The 20342-nt window shown below is 57.7% G+C and carries 21 protein-coding genes; 5 read left to right on the top strand and 16 right to left on the bottom strand.

Going from position 1 to position 20342, the window contains the following annotated elements:
* From ACR0MJ_RS11885 to ACR0MJ_RS11870, 4 genes are all read right to left on the bottom strand, one after another.
* On the bottom strand, nucleotides 1-213 hold the full coding sequence (locus ACR0MJ_RS11885) for a hypothetical protein (protein ID WP_480761104.1): 213 nt from the start codon (nucleotides 211-213) through the stop codon (nucleotides 1-3).
* A gap of 53 nt (nucleotides 214-266) precedes the next feature.
* Complete coding sequence (locus ACR0MJ_RS11880) at nucleotides 267-2048, bottom strand: acyl-CoA dehydrogenase C-terminal domain-containing protein (protein ID WP_480761102.1); 1782 nt, start codon at nucleotides 2046-2048, stop codon at nucleotides 267-269.
* A 38-nt stretch (nucleotides 2049-2086) separates the two neighbouring features.
* Nucleotides 2087-2488 (bottom strand): MerR family transcriptional regulator, encoded by a 402-nt coding sequence (locus tag ACR0MJ_RS11875; protein WP_039536426.1) that lies wholly within the window; start codon nucleotides 2486-2488, stop codon nucleotides 2087-2089.
* A gap of 172 nt (nucleotides 2489-2660) precedes the next feature.
* Nucleotides 2661-3029: a MerR family transcriptional regulator gene (locus ACR0MJ_RS11870; RefSeq protein WP_170391912.1), complete on the bottom strand. Its 369-nt coding sequence runs from the start codon at nucleotides 3027-3029 to the stop codon at nucleotides 2661-2663.
* 117 nt (nucleotides 3030-3146) lie between these two features.
* Here ACR0MJ_RS11870 and ACR0MJ_RS11865 point away from each other — a divergent pair, with 117 nt between their 5' ends.
* Genes ACR0MJ_RS11865 through ACR0MJ_RS11855 form a run of 3 tightly spaced genes read left to right on the top strand, consistent with a single transcriptional unit; the run spans nucleotide 3147 to nucleotide 5405 of the window.
* A complete protein-coding gene (locus tag ACR0MJ_RS11865; protein WP_010438901.1) occupies nucleotides 3147-3566 on the top strand; it encodes a PaaI family thioesterase in 420 nt (139 codons plus the stop codon).
* A 1-nt stretch (nucleotide 3567) separates the two neighbouring features.
* Nucleotides 3568-4086 carry a PaaI family thioesterase gene (locus tag ACR0MJ_RS11860; protein WP_170401296.1) on the top strand — a complete coding sequence of 173 codons (519 nt, stop codon included), beginning with the start codon at nucleotides 3568-3570 and terminating at the stop codon, nucleotides 4084-4086.
* Nucleotides 4087-4088: 2 nt separating this feature from the next.
* Nucleotides 4089-5405, top strand: a complete 1317-nt coding sequence (locus ACR0MJ_RS11855) for an MATE family efflux transporter (RefSeq protein ID WP_480761100.1) — start codon at nucleotides 4089-4091, stop codon at nucleotides 5403-5405.
* On the opposite strand, the gene arsC is transcribed toward ACR0MJ_RS11855, so the two are convergent.
* From arsC to ACR0MJ_RS11835, 4 genes are read right to left on the bottom strand one after another with little or no spacing between them, the layout of a single operon-like run.
* Nucleotides 5402-5743: an arsenate reductase (glutaredoxin) gene (gene arsC / locus ACR0MJ_RS11850; protein WP_170662049.1), complete on the bottom strand. Its 342-nt coding sequence runs from the start codon at nucleotides 5741-5743 to the stop codon at nucleotides 5402-5404. The genes ACR0MJ_RS11855 and arsC overlap by 4 nt on opposite strands.
* Nucleotides 5740-6798, bottom strand: a complete 1059-nt coding sequence (locus ACR0MJ_RS11845) for a quinone-dependent dihydroorotate dehydrogenase (RefSeq protein WP_480761099.1) — start codon at nucleotides 6796-6798, stop codon at nucleotides 5740-5742. Before ACR0MJ_RS11845 ends, arsC begins: the two co-directional genes overlap by 4 nt.
* On the bottom strand, nucleotides 6795-7226 hold the full coding sequence (locus ACR0MJ_RS11840) for a DUF1330 domain-containing protein (RefSeq protein ID WP_170420906.1): 432 nt from the start codon (nucleotides 7224-7226) through the stop codon (nucleotides 6795-6797). Before ACR0MJ_RS11840 ends, ACR0MJ_RS11845 begins: the two co-directional genes overlap by 4 nt.
* Entirely contained in the window at nucleotides 7223-7561 is a 339-nt protein-coding gene (locus ACR0MJ_RS11835; protein WP_480761098.1) for a DUF952 domain-containing protein, read from the bottom strand. The genes ACR0MJ_RS11840 and ACR0MJ_RS11835 overlap by 4 nt, the downstream gene beginning before the upstream one ends.
* Before the next feature lie 108 nt (nucleotides 7562-7669).
* Between ACR0MJ_RS11835 and ACR0MJ_RS11830 the strand changes: the two genes are divergently transcribed.
* Complete coding sequence (locus ACR0MJ_RS11830; protein ID WP_480586554.1) at nucleotides 7670-9247, top strand: bifunctional metallophosphatase/5'-nucleotidase; 1578 nt, start codon at nucleotides 7670-7672, stop codon at nucleotides 9245-9247.
* Between the two features lie 51 nt (nucleotides 9248-9298).
* Here ACR0MJ_RS11830 and ACR0MJ_RS11825 read toward each other — a convergent pair whose 3' ends face one another.
* Nucleotides 9299-10951 (bottom strand): tetratricopeptide repeat-containing sulfotransferase family protein, encoded by a 1653-nt coding sequence (locus ACR0MJ_RS11825; protein ID WP_480761095.1) that lies wholly within the window; start codon nucleotides 10949-10951, stop codon nucleotides 9299-9301.
* A gap of 151 nt (nucleotides 10952-11102) precedes the next feature.
* On the opposite strand from ACR0MJ_RS11825, the gene mnmH reads away from it, so the two are divergent.
* Nucleotides 11103-12155 carry a tRNA 2-selenouridine(34) synthase MnmH gene (mnmH, locus tag ACR0MJ_RS11820; RefSeq protein ID WP_480586548.1) on the top strand — a complete coding sequence of 351 codons (1053 nt, stop codon included), beginning with the start codon at nucleotides 11103-11105 and terminating at the stop codon, nucleotides 12153-12155.
* On the opposite strand, the gene selD is transcribed toward mnmH, so the two are convergent.
* From selD to ACR0MJ_RS11785, 7 genes are read right to left on the bottom strand one after another with little or no spacing between them, the layout of a single operon-like run.
* Entirely contained in the window at nucleotides 12146-14305 is a 2160-nt protein-coding gene (gene selD, locus ACR0MJ_RS11815; protein ID WP_480761093.1) for a selenide, water dikinase SelD, read from the bottom strand. The genes mnmH and selD overlap by 10 nt on opposite strands.
* 5 nt (nucleotides 14306-14310) lie before the next feature.
* Nucleotides 14311-14697: a Na+/H+ antiporter subunit G gene (locus ACR0MJ_RS11810; protein ID WP_170401276.1), complete on the bottom strand. Its 387-nt coding sequence runs from the start codon at nucleotides 14695-14697 to the stop codon at nucleotides 14311-14313.
* A gap of 7 nt (nucleotides 14698-14704) precedes the next feature.
* Nucleotides 14705-14974, bottom strand: coding sequence for a K+/H+ antiporter subunit F (locus ACR0MJ_RS11805; protein ID WP_170563653.1), 270 nt, complete (start codon nucleotides 14972-14974; stop codon nucleotides 14705-14707).
* Nucleotides 14971-15468, bottom strand: coding sequence for a Na+/H+ antiporter subunit E (locus tag ACR0MJ_RS11800; RefSeq protein WP_170392908.1), 498 nt, complete (start codon nucleotides 15466-15468; stop codon nucleotides 14971-14973). Before ACR0MJ_RS11800 ends, ACR0MJ_RS11805 begins: the two co-directional genes overlap by 4 nt.
* A complete protein-coding gene (locus ACR0MJ_RS11795) occupies nucleotides 15468-17006 on the bottom strand; it encodes a monovalent cation/H+ antiporter subunit D (RefSeq protein WP_480761092.1) in 1539 nt (512 codons plus the stop codon). The genes ACR0MJ_RS11800 and ACR0MJ_RS11795 overlap by 1 nt, the downstream gene beginning before the upstream one ends.
* Nucleotides 17003-17362 (bottom strand): Na+/H+ antiporter subunit C, encoded by a 360-nt coding sequence (locus ACR0MJ_RS11790; protein WP_170391885.1) that lies wholly within the window; start codon nucleotides 17360-17362, stop codon nucleotides 17003-17005. Before ACR0MJ_RS11790 ends, ACR0MJ_RS11795 begins: the two co-directional genes overlap by 4 nt.
* Nucleotides 17362-20232, bottom strand: a complete 2871-nt coding sequence (locus ACR0MJ_RS11785) for a monovalent cation/H+ antiporter subunit A (RefSeq protein ID WP_480761091.1) — start codon at nucleotides 20230-20232, stop codon at nucleotides 17362-17364. Before ACR0MJ_RS11785 ends, ACR0MJ_RS11790 begins: the two co-directional genes overlap by 1 nt.
* Between the last annotated feature and the right edge of the window lie 110 nt (nucleotides 20233-20342).

The following is a 20342-nucleotide window of genomic DNA, read 5'->3' as shown; positions in this document are numbered from 1 at the left end:
TCAGCGCTTTCTTGCGTCCAGCTCGGAGTTGAAGATGCGCAATCTGTGCGTCAGGTTCTCGTGATCAATCACGCTATTGAAATTCTCAAACAGGAACGACAAAGCCTCACCTTCATCCAATCCCGCCTCTCGCGCGAAAAAGCGGAGTTTGCGATAGCCATCCTCGGTCATGGCGACGGGAAAGCGGCGGGTCAGGCGGAAGCGTTTTGGCATCTTGTCTCCTCCAAGGGTGGGTTCGGGCTACGACGCCCAAGCCCACACTGAGATCAGAAGTTCGCTGCGTCCAGCGCCATTACCGTGTCCGCTCCGGTTTGGATGCGCGCCAAATGCATGGCTGTCGCGGGCAGGCGACGGGCCATGTAGAAGCGACCGGTATTGATCTTGGTCTCGTAGAACTCTTTGTCCGAGGCGCCACCATCCAGCGCTTCGCGAGCGGCTTTCGCCATCTGAGCCCACATCAGGCCCAGGCAAACATGACCAAACATGTGCATGAAGTCATACGAACCGGACAGCGCGTTGTTAGGGTTCTTCATGCCTTCCTGCATGAAATACATGCCAGCGGCTTGCAGGTCCTTGGACGCGGCCTTCAGCGGTTCGATGAACGCTTTGTCATAAGCTTCATCCTTGCCGGCATTTTCCTTGCAGAAGGTTTTAACCATCTCAAAGAACGCCATGACATGCTTGCCGCCATCCTGCGCCAGCTTCCGGCCAACAAGATCCAACGCCTGAACGCCGTTTGCCCCTTCGTAGATCATCGCGATGCGGGCGTCGCGGGTGTATTGCGACATGCCCCATTCTTCGATGTAGCCATGGCCGCCATAGACCTGCTGCGCCTGAACGGTCATGTCGTAGCCTTCATCCGTCAGGAAGCCCTTGATGACCGGTGTCAGCAGCGAGATCAGCCCGTCCGCATCCTTGTCACCCGAGCGGTGCGCCTTGTCGATCATGGTTGCGCCCCACAGGATGAATGCGCGTGCGCCCTCGGTGAAGCTTTTCTGATCCATCAGGTTGCGGCGAATGTCGGGGTGTACGATCAGCGGATCGGCGGGGCCGTCCGGATTCTTCACACCTGTTACGTCGCGGCCCTGCAGGCGGTCTTTGGCGTATTCGACGGCGTTTTGATACGCTGCCTCGGCCTGAGACAGTCCTTGCATGCCCACACCCAGACGCGCTTCGTTCATCATCGTGAACATGGCGCGCATGCCTTTGTGTTCGTCGCCCAGCAGCCAGCCGGTGGCCTCGTCATAGTTCATGACGCAGGTCGAATTGCCGTGGATGCCCATCTTTTCCTCGATCTTGCCGACCGAAACACCGTTACGCTCACCCGGGGTGCCGTCTTCGTTCACGATGAACTTGGGCACGATGAACAGCGATACGCCCTTGATGCCGTTGGGGCCACCTGGGATTTTCGCCAGCACCAGGTGGATGATGTTGTCGGCCATGTCGTGATCACCAGCCGAGATGAAGATCTTCTGGCCCGAGATTTTGTAGCTGCCGTCGCCCTGCGGTTCAGCCTTGGTGCGCATCAGGCCCAGATCGGTACCGCAATGCGGTTCGGTCAGGTTCATGGTGCCGGTCCATTCGCAGCTGACCATGTTGGGCAGGTACGTGTTCTTTTGCTCATCCGAACCATGCGCGAGGATTGCCGAGGCTGCGCCGTGGGTCAGGCCCTGATACATCACAAACGCCTGGTTCGCGCCCGAGAACATTTCGCCTACCGCAGTACCCATCACATAAGGCATGTTCTGGCCGCCATACTCTTCCGGCATGTCGAGGCCAGTCCAGCCGCCTTCTTTCATCTGCTCGAAGGCATCTTTGAAACCTGTTGGGGTGTACACAATCCCGTTTTCCAACCGGCACCCTTCGATGTCCCCAACCACGTTCAGCGGGTGCAACACATTGGTGGCAACTTTGCCCGCTTCTTCCAGAACCGCGCCGGTAAACTCGGCCTCCAGTTCATCATAGCCGGGGATATCCGACTGCGAGACTTTCAGAACATCGTGCAGGATGAACTGCGTATCTTTGGTTGGCGCGTTATAGACGGGCATGTGAAGCTCCCTTAATTCATATGTCCGAAAGGCCGGGCTTATTCGGCGGCCTTCTTTTCCTGTTTCATCGAGGCGATAACCTTTTCGCCCCAGCGCAACTGCTCTTTCAGTTCGTCAATGGCCTGCGTCAGCTCTTCGCGGCGCGATTCCATGTCAGCAAGGCGTTCGCACGCGATTTCATAAGTGCGGGACATCTGGGTCAGCTGCTGGTCACCCACGTGGTACAGGTCCAGAAGCTGGCGGATCTCTTCGAGGCTGAAGCCAAAGCGCTTGCCGCGCAGGATCAGTTTCAGGCGTGCACGATCCCGTTTGGTGAACAAGCGCTTTTGGCCCTCGCGGATCGGAAACAAAAGCTCTTTGGCCTCGTAGAACCGCAATGTGCGGGGCGTGACATCATAGGTCTCGCACATTTCGCGGATGGTCAGCAGATCTTCGGTCATGGTTCAAACTCTCATCACTGGCGTCATGCAATCTGAGTTGCGCAGTCGATGAGCGTTTTACAACACACAAGTGACGTTTACGTAATGCGGACGCTGCGTCACAAAATAGTTGACGTAACATCCAGTCGCGTAAGCAGGGGTTTCGGCAATTTTCTTGCCGTAGGGGAAGGGGCTATTTCAGCAGGCCGACGGTCTGATCGCGCAATTGCTGAAGCGCATCCATTGCTTCATCCAACTGCGCGCGCTGCTGGCGCAGCTCTTCCATTTGACGATCGGCCATCTCGATAAAGGTCGCCATCTGCGCCTGATTGCCCTGATCTTCGTAGATCAGCAGCCACTGGCGAATCTCTTCCAATGGAAATCCAAACTTTCGACCACGCATGATCAGTTTCATCCGGGCGCATTCACGAGGCCCGTAAAACCGCGATCTGCCTTCACGATCAGGCTGCAGCAATTCGATGTATTCGTAATAGCGCAGGGTGCGTGGGGTCACGTCGAACTCGGCGCACATTTCTTTGAATGACAAACGGGTGTCGGACATTCCGGGTCTCCTTGGCAGCAACCTAGGGCGTCGTTGCGGCAAGCGCAACAGGTGGGCTTGCCCTTGGTGTAAACGCAGGCCCATAAAGGGGCAGGTACAAGGACAGGACCCAACCCCATGGTCGATAAGACAGTTTTAGCGCGCCAGTTCATCGAGGCGATTCCGCACGCCAAGGCCTTGGGGCTTGATCTGACCCACATCGGAGAGGGTGAGGCTGAAATCTCGATGCCCTATAACGAGCAACTGATCGGCGACCCTCGGACTGGCGTGATCCATGGCGGGGCTGTGTCGGCCATGCTGGATACCTGTTGCGGTGCCGCAGTGATGAGCCACCCCTCGGCCCCGGGAGGAACCGCCACCATCGATCTGCGTATTGATTACATGCGGGCCGCAACGCCGGGTCAAAGTATCCGGACCCGCGCGACCTGCTATCACATCACGCGCAACGTGGCTTTTGTGCGGGCGACGGCGACGGATGATGACAGCGACCGTCCCGTTGCCACCGCTTCAGGTGCCTTCACCGTGGAGGGTCGCTGAAATGGCAAGACCTCGCCCCGAACCCATGCAGGTGGTCAAGCAACGCCGTGATGCCGCTCTGACCGCGCTGGTCGAAGGTGTGCCGTATGTACAGTTCCTCAATATAACATTCGACCGGCGGGGGGACGAACTGACAGGCGTTCTGAATTTCGATGAGAAGTTGATCGGTAATCCTTTTCTGCCCGCTATCCACGGTGGGGTGACAGCGGCGTTTCTGGAAGTCACTGCCGTAATCACGCTGAGTTGGGAACATATGTTTCCCAGGATTGAAAGCGGTGAGATCGGTGCGGAAGACATCTTGACTGACGTGAATATCCGCTTTCCCAAAACCATCGACTTCACGGTCGACTACCTGCGGTCGGGCCTGCCGCGAGACGCCTATGCGCGCGCTTTCATCAACCGCTCGGGTCGACGTTATGCCTCTGTCCGGGTCGAAGCCTGGCAAGACAATCACGCCAAACTCTTTGCGCAAGGTACGGGGCACTTCCTGATGCCGCAATCTCCGACATCGAAAGACTAAAGATGGAGGACGCCTCAGCGCCCATTACCCATAGGCGCGTCCTGAAAATCGCGTTGCCGATCGTGCTGTCGAACGCGACCGTACCGATCCTCGGGGCAGTGGATACCGGCGTTGTCGGTCAGATGGGGCAGGCCGCCCCCATCGGGGCTGTGGGTATGGGTTCGGTGATCCTGTCGGCGATCTACTGGATATTCGGCTTTCTGCGGATGGGCACCACCGGGCTGGCGGCACAGGCGCGCGGTGCAGGTGACACTGCAGAAACCGGAGCGTTGCTCATGCGAGGCTTGCTGCTGGGCGGAACAGCAGGATTGGTCTTCATTGCCGCGCAGGTTTGGGTATTCCTTGGAGCTTTTGCACTGTCGCCCGCCAGCGCCGAAGTCGAGTCTCTGACGCGCGCCTATCTGGAGATTCGCATCTGGGGCGCTCCAGCCACGATTGCCCTTTATGCGGTGACAGGCTGGCTGATCGCAGTCGAACGCACGCGAGGTGTATTCATCCTGCAGATATGGATGAATGGGCTGAATATAGCGCTGGATCTATGGTTTGTGCTTGGCCTGGGCTGGGGTGTCGAGGGCGTTGCCATCGCGACACTGATTGCCGAGTGGACGGGTCTTGCCCTGGGTTTGTGGCTTTGTGGTGATGCGTTTGGCGGCAAGCAATGGCGGGATTGGCCGCGTATTTTTGATGCCGCACGGCTGCGCCGGATGATGCAGGTGAATGGCGATATCATGGTGCGCTCGGTTCTATTGACCGGGGCTTTCACCACGTTTTTGTTTGTCGGTTCCGATCTGGGCGACGTGAATTTGGCGGCCAATCAGGTGCTGTTGCAGTTTCTCGAAATCACAGCGTTCGCTTTGGACGGATTTGCTTTCTCGGCTGAAGCTCTTGTCGGAGGAGCCGTCGGTGCTCGCGACCGCCGGAAGGTCCGGCGCGCGTCGGTCATGGCTTCGCAATGGGGCGTTGGCGGGGCCATCGGGCTTGGGCTGGTGTTTTATCTGGCAGGGCCCGCGCTGATCGATCTGATGTCGACATCGCCTGATGTTCGGGCGACGGCACGCGAATATCTGATCTGGGCCGCTCTGGCACCGGTCATCGGAGTGGCAAGCTGGATGTTCGACGGCATCTATATCGGGGCCACCTGGACCCGCGATATGCGTAATGCGATGATCCAGTCGGTCGCGCTGTACGTGGTTGCGTTGTTCGTGCTGGTGCCGACGATGGGCAATCATGGTCTTTGGGCCGCGCTGATGGCGTTGAACATCGCACGGGGCCTTACGCTTGGTTGGCGCTATCCGCGACTTGAGGCACAGATCGCCTAAAGCAAGTCCAGCAGGTTCTCGGGCGGGCGTCCGATAGCGGCTTTGTCGCCCGCGATGGCCAGCGGACGTTCGATCAGGATCGGGTGTTCGGCCATGGCCTGAACAAGCTCCTCATCGGGCGAGGTCTTGGCCAGACCAAGCTCTTTGAACGTTTTCTCTCCGGTGCGCATCATGCTGATCGCCGGGATATTCAGCTTGGCCAGAACCGTCCGGATTTCATCGGCCGAGGGCGCGTCTTCGAGGTATTTGCGCACCTCAGGATCTGCGCCGTTTTCCTGCAGCAACGCCAACCCCGCGCGGGACTTGGAACAGCGCGGATTGTGCCAGTATTTGATCATAGCCAGTCCTCTCGTTTGCTGCCCACCGCTTGCGCGACCGAATCGAAGCCGTCCCTCTCCAGCAGCGTGTCCAACCCCTGTGCGATGTCAGCGGCCAGGGAAATCCCGCCATAGACCATCGCCGTGTAGAACTGCACTGCGGACGCTCCGGCGCAGATCTTGGCATAGGCCTGTTCTGCCGTACTGATGCCGCCGACCCCGATCAGCGGGATATCTGCGCCCGTCAACTGGCTGAGCTGCGCCAGCACCCGCGTCGATTTCTCGAATAACGGCGCGCCGGACAGGCCTCCGGCCTGATCCTTGTGCGCACTGCGCAGGCCATCGCGCGACAGCGTGGTGTTGGTGGCGATCACCGCGTCCACGCCGGTTTCACGGGCGACAGCGGCGATATCCTGCAATTCGTGCTCAGTTAGATCCGGGGCGATCTTCAGGAAGATCGGGATCGGGCGGGGCAGGGCGTTTCGGGTTTCGATCACACCGCTCAGCAACGCAGTTAGCGCCGCTTTGCCCTGCAAATCTCGCAGCTTTTCGGTATTGGGCGAGGACACGTTGACGGTGGCAAAGTCCAAATGCGCAGCGCAATGGGCAAGCACTTTTGCGAAGTCTCCGGGCCGATCATCACTGTCTTTGTTGGCCCCAAGGTTCAAACCGATCACCGCGTCCTTTGGACGCTGCGCCAGACGCGCGGCCATGACCTCCATTCCCTCGTTGTTGAAGCCAAAGCGGTTGATGGCGGCGCGATCTTCGGTCAGGCGGAACAAGCGCGGTTTAGGATTGCCGGGCTGCGGACGGGGTGTCACCGCCCCGACTTCGATAAACCCGAACCCGGCGCGTGAAAGCGGCAACAGTGCTTCGCCATTTTTGTCAAACCCTGCGGCCAGTCCGACGGGGTTGGGCAAATCCAGACCCGCGACTCGGGTCTTCAGCCGGTCCGATGTGACCGGCCCAGGCGTCGGTGCAAGCCCCGAGGTCAGGGCCTTGATCGAAAGCCCATGCGCGGTTTCCGGGTCAAGACGGTGCAGCGCAGCGAGCCCAAGTTTTTCGGTCAATTTCATCCGAAGGAATCTCCACCCTCTGTCGGCGCGCAACGTATCAGGCGCGAGGTTTCAACGGCGGCCTGCCGGTGTATCACCGCGGCGCGATAGGCAGGGTCGGTCACCATCTCAAGAAATGCGTGGGCGGTGGGGTAGCGGGCGATGAACACAGCATCCCAAGCCTCATTTTGTGGACCGATCAGCATAGTCTGAAATGCGCCGCGCCAAAGGATCGACGCTCCTATGCGGGCGACGATAGGCGCGGTTTCAGACCCGTATTTGCCATAGGCCTGTGCGCCGGTCAGATGTGCGCCGGCCAGTGCGTGATCGGACGGATACTGAGCTGTTTCGCGAAACTTCACCAGATTGAGCATCTCGATAGGATGGTCTCGATCGAGGGCCTTAAACGCCTCGAACTGTTCGCGTTCGGGATCGATGAAGCGTGTCATTCCATCTCCTGCGGGAACTGGTGCGCCCGACCGTCAAAGGGCAGATCGCGTGACCAGACCACATCCGACATTTGAATCTGGCGGTAGAGATGGGGGAACAATGCGCCACCACGCGAAACCTCCCATTTCAGATCATCGCCCATTGCTTGGCTATCACAGGCCAAGAGGGTTAGGCCCTCGACCCCAGCAAAATGCTTGGCAGCGGTTTCAGCGGCCTGTTCTGCGGTTGAGAAATGAACATATCCATCCGAAACATCAATCGGTGCACCATCCGAAGCCCCTTGTGCTTGCAGGTTTGCCCATTCATCGGCGCGGAAGATCTTGTAAATCAGCATGAAGTCCTGATGCCCCGCACGACGGGTAGAATCAAGCCGGATTTCCCCCTTTGACTCTTCGCCACGCAACGCGCACCATCGCGCAAAACAATCATAGGGAGTTTCACGATGTTCACCCGTTTTCTGGCTTCGGCTGCGGTATTGGCACTCAGCGCCGGTATGGCGGCTGCCGAATACAAGCTTACGATTCTGCATACAAACGATTTCCACTCGCGCTTTGAACCGATCAACAAGTACGACAGCGCCTGTGGCGACGAAGACAATGCCGAAGGCAAGTGCTTTGGTGGATCGGCGCGCCTTGTGACGGCAGTCGAAGAGGCCCGCGGACGGGCCGATAACTCGATCCTCGTTGATGGGGGCGACCAGTTCCAGGGCTCGCTGTTCTATACCTACTACAAGGGTAAGGTTGCGGCTGAGTTCATGAACAAGCTGGGCTATGACGCCATGACTGTGGGCAACCATGAATTCGACGATGGCCCTGAGGTGCTGCGCGGCTTCATCGACTCGGTCGATTTCCCGGTGCTGATGTCCAACGCCGATTATGCGGATGAGGAACTGCTGACCGACAAGATCAAGAAATCGGCTGTGATCGAAGTGGGCGGCGAAAAGATCGGTCTGATCGGACTGACGCCGGAAGACACGCACGATATCGCGTCACCCGGTCCAAACATCACCTTCTCTGATCCAGTTCCTGCCGTTCAGGCTGAGGTCGACAAGCTGACCGGCGAAGGTGTGAACAAGATCATCGTTCTCAGCCACTCAGGCTATGGCGTCGATCAGCGCGTGGCGCAGGAGACCACGGGCGTTGACGTGATCGTGGGTGGGCATTCGAACACATATCTTTCGAACACATCCGACAAGGCCGCCGGACCGTACCCTACCGTCGTAAACGGGGTGCAGATCGTTCAGGCCTATGCCTATGGCAAGTTTCTGGGTGAATTGAATGTGACATTCGATGATGACGGAAATGTTGTATCCGCAGAGGGTGAGCCGCTGATCATGGACAATGCGGTGACCGAGGATCAGGCCGCGCTGGACCGCATCGCCGAGCTGGCCGTTCCGCTGGATGAAATTCGCAACAAGGTTGTCGCGGAAGCGTCAGCTTCGATTGAAGGCGACCGTTCCGTTTGTCGCGTGCAGGAATGTGAAATGGGCAATCTTGTTGCGGATGCCATGTTGGCGCGGGTTGCCGATCAGGGCGCCCAGATTGCGATTGCGAACTCGGGTGGGCTGCGCGCCTCGATCGATCCGGGTGAGGTGACCATGGGTGAGGTGCTGACAGTACTGCCGTTCCAGAACACGCTCTCGACCTTCGAGATCAGCGGTCAGGGCGTGATTGATGCTCTTGAAAACGGGGTGAGCCAAGTTGAAGAGGTCAAAGGCCGCTTCCCTCAGGTGGCAGGAATGACATTTACCTGGGATCCATCGGTTGCCCCGAATGAAGGCCGGATTGTTGAGGTCATGGTCGCCAAGGATGGCGGTTTCGAAGCTATTGATCCAGCTGCGACATATCTGGTGGTGACAAACAACTATGTCCGCAATGGCGGCGATGGTTATTCTGTGTTCTCTGGTGATGACAAAAACGCCTATGATTTCGGGCCTGATCTGGCGGATGTTACGGCGGAGTATCTGGCCGAGAACGCCCCGTATCAGCCTTATCTGGACGGGCGCATCCAACAGAAGTGATGTGACCGGAGAAGCAAATAAAGGCCGTCTCTCGGGGCGGCCTTTTTTTGGTCAATCGAACCTGTATTCGGGCCACAACGCCTGATCCAGCCCATGCAACATCGGCTGAATTTGATCCGCAACCTCTTGCCAGCCACCAATTGACCCGGTTGAGATTTTCTTGCGCACCTGATCGGTGCTGGCGGTGCGGACTTTCCTAGTATTTTTCTCAGGGGTCATCATCCGCTCATCCCAGTCGATACCGCAGAAGGCGGCGACTTGCTGGATACAGGTTTTGGGGTCGACTACCAGGTCCTCATATCGAACCGTTAGAATACGATCACCGAACAGCTTTTCCCAATGAGAAAGATAGCACCGGTACAGGTTGGCTGAGTGGGCAATCGATTCAAGATTGGATGCATAGCGCATACCCGGTGAGTGAAAACGCCTGATCCATTTTGATAGCCCCACATCCCTTGGATCGCGCAACATGTTGATCACGCGGGCATTCGGGAACGCTGACATTATGAAGCCGAGCCGCTGATAGTTATGTGGCATCTTGTCAACGAATGCAGTCGAACTTTCAGGTAAGGGTGGCATCAGCCTGCGAAACTCTGCTGCACATTCAGCAGCTGCGTCTGCGTCAAATGGTTTGCCGCTCTCTCTGACCTTCTGGGATAATTCACCTGCAATCGTCAGCTCTCCGCAGCCGGCGATATCCGGTGCCGAACTAAGCATCATTTCCATCAGTGTTGTGCCTGATCGTGGCTGTCCGACTACGAATATCGGCTTGGGCCCATCGCTTACGCCTGCAGTCGCAGGAGGTACATTCAGGGGAAAAAACGTGCTGATTTCTTTGAACCGTTTCTCTTCTTGCGTGCTGTCATACGGATTCACGTTGTGTTGAATGGCATTGGCCCGCGCAAAGTGGGGGAGCGCCGAGAACAGCCCATCAAGTTTGGAGATCAAGTGCGCCTTTGCGAATTCAAGCACCGAGTTGGCGTGATCACTTTCTGAAATTGCGGTGTCGACAGCACGCGCAAGGCTCTCGGCATGGTCATTGTCCACCATTAGAGACATTTGGTAGAGCGCCGCCGCGCAAAACTTGTTTCTCTCAAGTACAGCGCGCAAAATGGTTTTTGAGCCCTCTTTGTCGCCCGATTGATACAAGTCTACGGCTTTTGACAATGCGATTTTTTCATTTTCAGGTGCGATCCCATAAGCGCGGGCAATGTCCTGAGAGCTGTGATCGGAGAATCCGACCTCTCCGTAGGCGCGGGCCCGCAACCAAAGCAAATCTGCATTGTTAGGGTCTTTTTCCAGTTTGTTCGTCGTATGGTCGATGATCAGGCGCCAATTCTGTCCCTTGAGCTGAATTTCATCAATGACGCGGACCAGTTCTTTGTTATTCGGGAAGCGTTCAAGTTTCTGCTCGGCATAAGACAGCGCACGCGGAATTTGACCTGTCTGCATTAACGCGTTGGCGAGGTTTTCGACAAATTGAGCATCGTCCGGTTTCATTCGCGATGCTTCAGCGAAGTGTGGAATGGACTGCTTGTACCGCTTCATCTCGGTCAGGACAAAGCCTGCGATTGCTTGGTAATCGGCATCCTTGGGGTGTTTCTTGATGCCAAGCTGCGCTTTTTTCAAGGCCTGCGGCAACTTCCCTGTCTCCAGATCGGCCAATGCTTTGCTCTTGAGGGAATTTGCGGTCTGCTGTGCCATATGTGCGCACGTCCCATGCCAATAAGAAACCAGTATCGATGGTTCATTACCCAAGCGAAGATGGTTTGCAATGGCTGTTCCGTATTATGGTCTGGTACCTTCAACAGCGGCTTGGGTTTTCTTCCGGCACCATGCGGGATAGACCGTTGATATGGTTTTGAAAGTCTCCAGCCTGCAGCAATTCTACAACCACACGTTTGATACGGTTATCGACGTGCGTAGCCCGGCTGAGTTCGCCGAAGACCATATGCAGGGCGCTATCAATCTGCCGGTTCTGAACAATGAAGAACGGGCACGGGTCGGTACTATCTACGTCCAGCAAAGCCCGTTTCTGGCCCGCAAGCTGGGTGCTGCGCTGGTGTTTCGCAACGCGGCAGGCCATATCGAGGATCACCTGAGCCATCATGAGGGCGACTGGAAACCGCTGGTCTATTGCTGGCGTGGCGGGCAGCGATCAGGATCATTTACCTGGATGTTGCAACAAATCGGCTGGCGCGCCGAGGTGGTTGAAGGCGGCTATCGCAGCTATCGCCGACTGGTAAAGCAGTTCCTCTATGATGAAGTGTTGCCATATCGATTGGTCGCGCTGGATGGTTATACCGGGACGGCCAAGACAGACCTGTTGGGCCATCTAAAGGCGCAAGGCGCGCAAGTGCTGGACCTTGAAGGGCTGGCCAATCACCGAGGTTCATTGCTGGGCGAAATGCCGGGCGGGCAACCCAGTCAGAAAGCCTTTGAATCCGCGCTCGCCGCTTCCTTGGGCGAGCTGGATGCAGCGCGTCCGGTGGTTGTTGAAGCAGAATCATCCAAGATCGGAAACCTGATCCTCCCGCCCAGCCTGTGGTCGGCCTTGTGTGCTGCACCTCGCATCCAGATCACAGCACCGATTGCTGCGCGCGCCGCGTATCTGGTGTCTGCCTACGATGACATTCTGTCGGATAGCGAACGGCTACGTGATCGATTGTCTCCACTGCGCATTCATCGCGGTCATGAGGTTGTGGATGGTTGGCTGGAATTGATCAATGCCGGCGACAAGCGTGGACTGACACAGGCATTGATGGAACAGCATTACGACCCGGCCTATGCCAAATCGCGTAAGGCGCAGCGTGCCGAAGTGATCGCGCAGATTGAGCCACCGTCACTTGATGATACCGGGCTGTCGGCGACGGTGGCTCGGATTAAGAATGTTCTGGATCAGCTTTGAACACGTAGGCCCGATGTCGCGTCGATGTGACCAATCAGGGCGGCAGGGTAACCGGCGGCGCGTAGTTCCGAGCACACTTGCTCGGCTTCGTTGGCATCGACGGCCGCCAAGAGACCTCCCGCAGTCTGAGGATCGAATAACAAATCCGCCTTGCCGCCGGTCGGAAGGCCTGGGGCGATGGCACGGTTGTCGGTGTAGATTGTAGATCGAATGCCCTGATCACTGAGCTCTGCCGCACCTTCCAGAGCTGGAATCGCGTCCAAAGACAGGGTTGCCCCGCAGCCAGACGCTTCGCATACCCCTTGCAGGTGACCCGCCAGACCAAAACCGGTGACATCCGTCATCGCATGGGCATTTTTCAGGATGCGGGACGCCTCACCCTGCGGCTGTATCATTTGCGCGAAAGCTGCCGCGACCCAGGCGCCTTCCGCCTTGCCCGCCATTTCGGCCGCCATCAAAACACCGCTGCCCAACGGCTTTGTCAGGATCAAAGCGTCATTAGGTTTTGCGCCACCCAGCGTGATCGGTTCAGCATCACAGAGCCCGGTCAGAGTGAACCCGATGGTCATTTCGTCACCCATTGAGCTATGGCCGCCGACGATCTCAGCCCCGGCTTGGTGCATGACGTCGCTGGCAATATGCATGATCTCAGCCATTGTGCGCTGCTGCAACTCAGCTGACATGCGCGGCAGGATGATCGTTGCTGTCGCAGCCTGCGGACGAGCGCCCATTGCCCAGATATCACCAAGCGCGTGGACAGCGGCGATACGCGTCATCAAGGCGGGATCGTTGGTGAAGCTGCGTAAGTGATCCGATGTCATAACCTGTCGCGTACCACCGGTTAGCAGCACCGCCGCATCGTCACCGGGCAGGGGTGTAATGTCGGGCCTGTCGAGCTGCGGCAACTCCTGCAATGCGGCCTGCAAAGCGCCTCGACCCACCTTTGCACCACACCCGCCGCACATTGGTTTTTCTCCCAACGCCTCTTGCAGCCCTGCTGCGTGATGACGGGGCAATGCGGTGGTGGGCATTTGGGGCAGTTCACGGAACCGGTACATGAACTTCTGATCGATATGGTTTTTCCATTGCCACATGAGCGGCCCGCTGAATGATGTTCCCAATCGCTCGGCCAGTGCGGATTTTCCACCCAGAGAGATGAGTTTCAGGTAATCCTTCTGCGGCACGTAACGCCGCATATTCCCAGACCCTAGCGCGGCGCGCAAATTGTCATACAATATTGGTGCCTCGCGCACTGCGTAGACCCCTGCCTTGGGGCGCGGGTTCTCGGACAGATGGGCGCAATCTCCCGCGGCGAAAATCGCCGGATCGCTGGATTGCAGGGACGCGTTCACTTTGATGAAACCGTCATGCAGCGCGAGGCCGGTATTGGATATCCACTCATAGGGCCGCGCGCCTGCAGCACCGGTGATGAAATCGGCCGGTATCTGGCGACCGTCCGTTAGCTCGATTTCGCCCGCAGAAATCTTCTGGATTGATGCGTTTTCCAGAACTTCGATCCCCAGGTGCGCCATCGCCTGCCGGATGGTAGCGGATGCCTTCGGGACAGTCGCTGTAAGGGCTGTTGCACTGTCGATCAACGTAACCTGCGCTTCACGTCCTTTGGAACGCAGTGCATGGGCCATCGCCATGACTAGCTCTACTCCCGCAACGCCACCACCGATCACCGCGACCGAGGCGCGGCCCGTCCCTGAAAGATAGCTTTGCCATTGCGCGGCGAAGAGGCCGAGCGGCTTGGCCGGAACGGCATGCTCGGCGAATCCCGGCAATGCTGGCATATCCGAGGTGATCCCGACATTGACCGAGGCCACGTCAAACGCCACCGGCGGGCGTCCGGGCACATGGATTTGGCGTGTGTCCGGGTCAATACCTTCAACTGCGCCCAGTATCACCCGCGCACCGGCAAAGCGGGCCAGACGCACCAAATCAATATCAAGCTCCCACCGCTGATAGTGACCAGCGACAAATCCTGGCAACATGCCCGAATAGGGTGCGGTGGGACCGGGGTTTATCAACGTAACCCGCGCGCCGGACAGCGGTTTCATGCCCCATTTGCGCAGCAGCAGCGCGTGCGTGTGTCCTCCGCCTATCAGAACCAGATCGCGGGTTAGGGGCAGCAGAGGTGTGTGCATGGGTCTCAGTTCGTACTGTGGTCCGGGACGTCCTCGACCTGTTCGACCGCGTGGGTGGCCCAAAGCTCATCCTCGCCTGCGTCTGGCAGATCGCTGGGCTTTTCATGGCGATGAATGTGCCATTTGGCAATGAAAAGGGCCGTGATCGGGGCCGTCAGGAACAGAAAGAGCGTGATCAACAACTCGTGCATCGACAGTTTGCCCTCAAGCAAAACCGAATGCGCGATCGAGGCCAGTAGGACGCCGCCCACGCCCAGCGTAGTTGCCTTGGTGGGTGCGTGCAGGCGGGACATGGGGTCTTTCAGCTTGATCATGCCGAATGATCCGACAAAGCCGAAAATGCCCGATACGATCAGGAAGAATGCGATGAGCAGTTCGAAGATAAAGGTCATGCCACGCTCATTCGATGATATTGCCACGCAGCATAAAGCGCGCATAAGCCACGGTTGAGACAAAGCCGAGCATGGCGATGATCATGGCGGATTCAAAGAAGATTTCGGTCTCGATACTCAAGCCGTAAAGGATAAGCAGAGCGATGGTGTTGATCACCATTGTATCTAGGGCCAGAACACGGGTACTGACACCGTCGGCTGTAATGATACGCCACAAGCACATCATGATCGCAGCGCCGAAGCAGGCAAAAGCAAAGTAGATCGCATAGGTGATCATTCGAAAATCTCCTTCAGGCGGCGCTCATAGCGTTGTTTGATCTGGTCGCGCACCTCTTCGGGGTTCGGTGCATCCAGACAATGAACCAGCAGGTAGTGCCCTTGTGCGGACAAATCGCAACTGACGGTGCCAGGGGTCATGGTGATGGTTCCGGCCAGAACTGTGATGGCCTCGGGCGTGCGCAGTTCCAGCGGGACGCTGACAAAGCTTGGCTGGCGGTCTGCATCGCGCTTGAACAGGATGATCCGGGCCACCGCGATATTGGCCATCACGATATCCCATAAGACTACCAACATGTATTCCGCCACCATCGGCCAATTGCGCAGTTTCGGGCGATCCGGCCAATAGGGCTGAGTGATAAACGGAATGATGATTCCCAATAGCAGGCCAAAGACCACCGAGTTCAAAGACCCGGTGTTTGCCAGAAACACCCATACCAGTGTAAGTAGCGCGGTCAGATGGGGATGCGGAAATATACGGTGCAGAAGCTTCATCATTCTTCCCCTCCCAGCACGGCCGAAATGTAATCTTCCGGCGCGAACAGTTGCACGGCCGTGTTGCTGGCATATTGCAACGCCGGACCTGCAAATAGCGTCAGCAGCACAAGTCCCAGAACCGCCCCGAACACCGAAGTAAAGGCGAGGCCCGGATAGGGCTCGGGCGCGGTTGGTAGGCCGGCTTCTTCGGTTGGCTCAGGCGTCACATTATGTTGGGCGTCGTGACTTTTCCAGAAGATCAGCGTTCCCGCGCGGGCCAGACCCACGATTGTGACGAACGACCCGATCAAGATCACGGCCCAGACCGCATTTGCATCGGGCGCGCCACGTGAGGCGTCCAGTACCAGCAGCTTGCCCACAAAGCCCGATAGTGGCGGCATGCCAGCCATCGCGATGGCGCCGACAAAGAACAGGGCTGAGATCAGACCGGATTGCGGCATCGGCGTCGAAGGGGCTATGGCTCCGCCACGGCGCTCCATTACCATGTCCGCGACAAGGAACAGCAGGGCCGTCGCCAGAGTCGAATGGAAGATATAGTAGAGCGCTGCCGCCGTCGCGGCCTCGCTAAACAACGAGATCGCAATCAGCAATGTGCCCATCGATGCGATGGCGCAAAAGGCCACCATTCGCGCGATATGTTGCGAGCCCAGAATGCCAATGGCGCCAACGGCCAATGTCAGCAGCGCTGCAGGTTGTAGCCAACTACCGACTAGCCCTTCGGTTGCGGCTACATCGGGCCCAAAGACCAGCGTATAGACCCGCAGGATCGAATAAGCACCGACTTTGGTCATGATCGCGAACAGCGCCGCAACGGGCAGCGGCGCATTTGCGTAGCTTGCAGGAAGCCAGAAATGCAGTGGCAACACTGCGGCCTTGATACAGAAAACCAGTAATAGCAAGACTGCTCCAACCCGCAGCAAGGCGGTGTCTTCGGGTGGGATATCGGCCACGCGAACGGCCAGATCAGCCATGTTGAGCGTGCCGGTCACAGCATAAATCGTACCCAATGCAAACAGGAACAAGGTCGAGCCGAGCAGGTTATAGGCGACGTACTGAACCCCGGCCTTCAACCGCACTGCGCCACCTGCATGCGTCATGAGGCCGTAAGAGGCAATCAGCAGGACCTCGAAAAACACAAAGAGGTTGAAGGCGTCGCCGGTGAGAAAAGCACCGCAGACACCCATTAGCTGAAAATGGAGTAGAGCATGGAAGTGTTTGCCTCTCTCATCCCAGCCAGAGCCGATGGCATAAAGGACAACCGGCAGGGCCAGCAGGGCCGTCAACAACACCATCATGGCCGAAAGTTTGTCCAACACCATTACGATGCCGAACGGTGCGGGCCAGTTGCCGAGCTCATAGACCTGAACCTCGCCACCCGATGCCTGGGCGGTAATGGTCAAGGCGATACCCAGCAATCCCACGACGCCGGCGACCGAGAAGATGCGTTGAAGGTCCAAATGATATCGCAACACCATAATGATAAACGGGGCCAGGATCGCGGGCAGGACGATCGGCGCGACGATCCAATGGTTCATGCGTCTTCTCCCGGTGCGTCCACGCTATCGCTTGCGCTCATATCGATATGGTCATCCTTCGAGGACAGATAGGCGGACAGCGAGATCATCACGATCACCGCCGTCATCCCGAATGAGATCACGATGGCCGTCAACACCAGCGCCTGCGGTAGCGGGTCGGTATAGGGGACATCTTCATATTTGTTCAGAACGGCAGGTGCGTTCAGCGCCAGCCGCCCGGTGGCGAATAGAAACACGTTCACCGCATAGGTGATCAGGGACAGGCCCAGAATGACTGGGAATGTACGACGGCGCAGGATCAGAAATATCCCGGCGGCGGTCATCACGCCGACTGCAGAGGCTACGAGCGCTTCCATCAGGCCTGCTCCTTCTCGTTATCTTCATCCTGAGGGCCATCCCGCAGCGGGTTGATATCCATCGGGAATTCTTGTGCCATTCCCGGCTGCCACGCGAAGCGCGACAGGCTGTCGAGCGCCAGCATCACAGCGCCCAGTACCGCAAGGAAGACGCCGGTATCGAACAGAATCGCGGTGGCCCATTCGAATTCTTCCAGCGGGGGCCAGTGGATATAACCGAAATCGCTGGTCAGGAACGGGCGTTCATTGAACCATGCACCCAGACCAGTGGCAGCGGCGATCAGAACGCCCCAACCGATGGTGCCGTGATAGTAGAACCGCTGCCGTTCAATCGCCCAGGTATAGCCGCTGGCCATATATTGCATCAGGAAGGCGATCGCGACGATGAGGCCTGCGATGAAGCCGCCGCCGGGCTGGTTGTGGCCTCGGAAGAAGATATAGGCCCCGACCATTAATGCGATGGGCATCATCACGCGGGTGACGACCACCATCATCAATGGGTGAGAGTCACCCGACTGCGGCCAATGTGGTTTACGGTTCAGCAGGTAACTGCGCACATTGGTGCTCAGCACTGCTTCGGTCAGGGCGTAGATGATCAGGGCTGCGATGCCCAGCACGATGATCTCGCCAAAGGTATCAAAACCCCGGAAGTCTACGAGGATCACGTTCACGACGTTGGTGCCACCGCCACCTTTGTACGAATTGGCCAGATGGAATTCCGAGATCGTTGGGAAAGCAAAATCCCGCATCATCAGCGCATAGATCAAAGCGCCTGAGCCGATCCCGGCAACCACCGAAATTGCCGCATCACGCCAACGCCGTGCCGCGCTGCTGTCCCAGGGTGTATCGGTCGGCAGAAAGTTCAGCGACAACAACAGCAGGATCATCGTCACCACTTCGACCGAAATCTGTGTCAGCGCCAGATCGGGGGCAGATAGGTAGTTGAATGCCATCGAAACGATCAGGCCAACCACCCCGATCAACACCAGCGACAGCAGGCGGTTGCGGTGGAACCACATGATCGCCAGCGTCGCACCCACCAGACAGATCCAGCCGATGATCGGGATGACCTGAGCCTCAAGCGGTACGCGTGTTTCAACGCCAATGGTGCCGGTGGTGTAGGCGTAGTAGCCAAGCCCAACGACAAAAGCCACGAAGATGATCGCATATCGGCTGAGCACACCATTATGCAGCTCGTCCGTAATCCAGCGGCTGAGACGGGTCAGCGCGTCGATGATTGCCTCGAAGATCGCCTTTGCCTCGGGCCGGGGCAGGGCGTTCCATATCTGGTCGCCGCGTTTGTGCAACGACAGCAGGAACAGGCCTCCCAGCGTCGCGACCACCGACATGTAAAGCGCAGGTGTAAAGCCGTGCCACAGTTTCAGCGAGTAATAAGGCAGCTTCTCGCCCCCGATCACGGCGCTGGAGACAACCGCGACAAGCGGGCCAACGATGGCAGCAGAATAGAGGCCGATTAGGACGACCAGCACCACAAGGAACGCCGGCGCCAACCAAAGACCGACAGGCGGGTCATGCGGATGCGCGGGGTAATCGTCCCGCTCGGGCCCAAGGAAGACATGGCTGACAAAGCGAAAGGAGTAGGCCGCTGAAAATAGCGCAGCCAGAAGCGCCAAGCCGGGTACCAAGTAAGGCGAGTTAAGCCAAGTCGTGTGGACTGTCTCTTCCAGCATCATCTCTTTCGAGAGGAAACCATTCAGCGGTGGCAGACCGGCCATCGACAGGGCAGCGATGGTGCCGATAGTAAACGTGATCGGCATCAGATGCCGCAAACCACCCAGCCGTTTGACATCGCGTGTGCCGGTCTCGTGGTCCACGATCCCGGCGGTCATGAACAAGGCCGCCTTGAACGTCGCGTGGTTGATGATGTGGAAGACGGCTGCAACAGCGGCGATCGTCGTGCCAAAGCCCAGTAGCATCGTCACGAGACCCAGATGGGACACCGTCGAAAACGCCAACAGCGCCTTTAGATCATCCTTGAACAGCGCAATCACGGCACCCAGCAGCATGGTGATCAAACCGGTAGTGGCGACGATGTAGAACCACGCATCCGTACCCGCCAGAACCGGCCACATCCGGGCCATCAGGAACAGGCCTGCCTTCACCATTGTGGCCGAGTGCAGATAGGCCGACACTGGCGTCGGAGCCGCCATCGCGTGCGGCAGCCAGAAATGGAACGGGAATTGCGCCGATTTGGTGAAACAGCCAAGCAAGATCAGGATCAGCGCAGGAAGGTAGTACGGCGAGGACTGGATCAGCTCTTTGTTCTGCAGAATGACACTCAGGTCATAAGATCCCACGATATTGCCGAGGATAAGCATCCCTGCGATCATCGCCAGCCCGCCCGAACCGGTCACGGCCAAAGCCATACGCGCGCCTTGACGACCCTCGGGCAGGTGCTTCCAATAACCAATCAGCAAGAATGAACTGAGCGACGTAAGTTCCCAGAATATTAGCAGAAGCAGGATATTGTCAGACAGAACAATTCCCACCATCGCGCCCTGAAACAGCAGCAGGTAGGTATAGAACTGCCCCATCGGATCCTCGCGCGACAAGTAGAATCGTGCGTAGAGGATGATCAGAAGACCGATGCCCAGGATCAGCAGGGCGAACAAAAAACCCAGGCCGTCCAGCATGAAGTTCGCGTTTAGTCCAAGCCCGGGTATCCAGTCGAACCGCGCGGTCACAACATCACCGCGCATGACGCTGGGAATGTGGATCAGCAATCCCATCAACGCGAGGAAGGTAGTCAACCCAGCCGCTGATGCTGCTGCGTTTCGTCCTGCCCGGATCAGGAGGGCCGGAAAGACAGCTCCGAGGAAGGGAAGGGCCGCGATAAGGAATAGGGACAAGTGCGATACTCCGGTCTGTGCGGTCAATATGACTGAATTACTAGGGATAATTTATTGACTGTCCGGAAATTGCAAGGTTCCGAAAGGTCCTAAAGCGCACATATTGGACG

Source organism: Ruegeria sp. C6 (assembly GCF_056537625.1).
The sequence above is the reverse complement of the archived record's forward strand: the minus strand, read 5'-3'. Positions and strand labels throughout refer to the sequence as shown.

Excerpts from the sequence above, each read along its gene's own strand:
- ACR0MJ_RS11885 (WP_480761104.1), bottom strand. The coding sequence starts at position 213 with ATGCCAAAACGCTTCCGCCTGACCCGCCGCTTTCCCGTCGCCATGACC.
- ACR0MJ_RS11880 (WP_480761102.1), bottom strand. The coding sequence starts at position 2,048 with ATGCCCGTCTATAACGCGCCAACCAAAGATACGCAGTTCATCCTGCAC.
- ACR0MJ_RS11875 (WP_039536426.1), bottom strand. The coding sequence starts at position 2,488 with ATGACCGAAGATCTGCTGACCATCCGCGAAATGTGCGAGACCTATGAT.
- ACR0MJ_RS11870 (WP_170391912.1), bottom strand. The coding sequence starts at position 3,029 with ATGTCCGACACCCGTTTGTCATTCAAAGAAATGTGCGCCGAGTTCGAC.
- ACR0MJ_RS11865 (WP_010438901.1), top strand. The coding sequence starts at position 3,147 with ATGGTCGATAAGACAGTTTTAGCGCGCCAGTTCATCGAGGCGATTCCG.
- ACR0MJ_RS11860 (WP_170401296.1), top strand. The coding sequence starts at position 3,568 with ATGGCAAGACCTCGCCCCGAACCCATGCAGGTGGTCAAGCAACGCCGT.
- ACR0MJ_RS11855 (WP_480761100.1), top strand. The coding sequence starts at position 4,089 with ATGGAGGACGCCTCAGCGCCCATTACCCATAGGCGCGTCCTGAAAATC.
- arsC (WP_170662049.1), bottom strand. The coding sequence starts at position 5,743 with ATGATCAAATACTGGCACAATCCGCGCTGTTCCAAGTCCCGCGCGGGG.
- ACR0MJ_RS11845 (WP_480761099.1), bottom strand. The coding sequence starts at position 6,798 with ATGAAATTGACCGAAAAACTTGGGCTCGCTGCGCTGCACCGTCTTGAC.
- ACR0MJ_RS11840 (WP_170420906.1), bottom strand. The coding sequence starts at position 7,226 with ATGACACGCTTCATCGATCCCGAACGCGAACAGTTCGAGGCGTTTAAG.
- ACR0MJ_RS11835 (WP_480761098.1), bottom strand. The coding sequence starts at position 7,561 with ATGCTGATTTACAAGATCTTCCGCGCCGATGAATGGGCAAACCTGCAA.
- ACR0MJ_RS11830 (WP_480586554.1), top strand. The coding sequence starts at position 7,670 with ATGTTCACCCGTTTTCTGGCTTCGGCTGCGGTATTGGCACTCAGCGCC.
- ACR0MJ_RS11825 (WP_480761095.1), bottom strand. The coding sequence starts at position 10,951 with ATGGCACAGCAGACCGCAAATTCCCTCAAGAGCAAAGCATTGGCCGAT.
- mnmH (WP_480586548.1), top strand. The coding sequence starts at position 11,103 with ATGGTTTTGAAAGTCTCCAGCCTGCAGCAATTCTACAACCACACGTTT.
- selD (WP_480761093.1), bottom strand. The coding sequence starts at position 14,305 with ATGCACACACCTCTGCTGCCCCTAACCCGCGATCTGGTTCTGATAGGC.
- ACR0MJ_RS11810 (WP_170401276.1), bottom strand. The coding sequence starts at position 14,697 with ATGACCTTTATCTTCGAACTGCTCATCGCATTCTTCCTGATCGTATCG.
- ACR0MJ_RS11805 (WP_170563653.1), bottom strand. The coding sequence starts at position 14,974 with ATGATCACCTATGCGATCTACTTTGCTTTTGCCTGCTTCGGCGCTGCG.
- ACR0MJ_RS11800 (WP_170392908.1), bottom strand. The coding sequence starts at position 15,468 with ATGAAGCTTCTGCACCGTATATTTCCGCATCCCCATCTGACCGCGCTA.
- ACR0MJ_RS11795 (WP_480761092.1), bottom strand. The coding sequence starts at position 17,006 with ATGAACCATTGGATCGTCGCGCCGATCGTCCTGCCCGCGATCCTGGCC.
- ACR0MJ_RS11790 (WP_170391885.1), bottom strand. The coding sequence starts at position 17,362 with ATGGAAGCGCTCGTAGCCTCTGCAGTCGGCGTGATGACCGCCGCCGGG.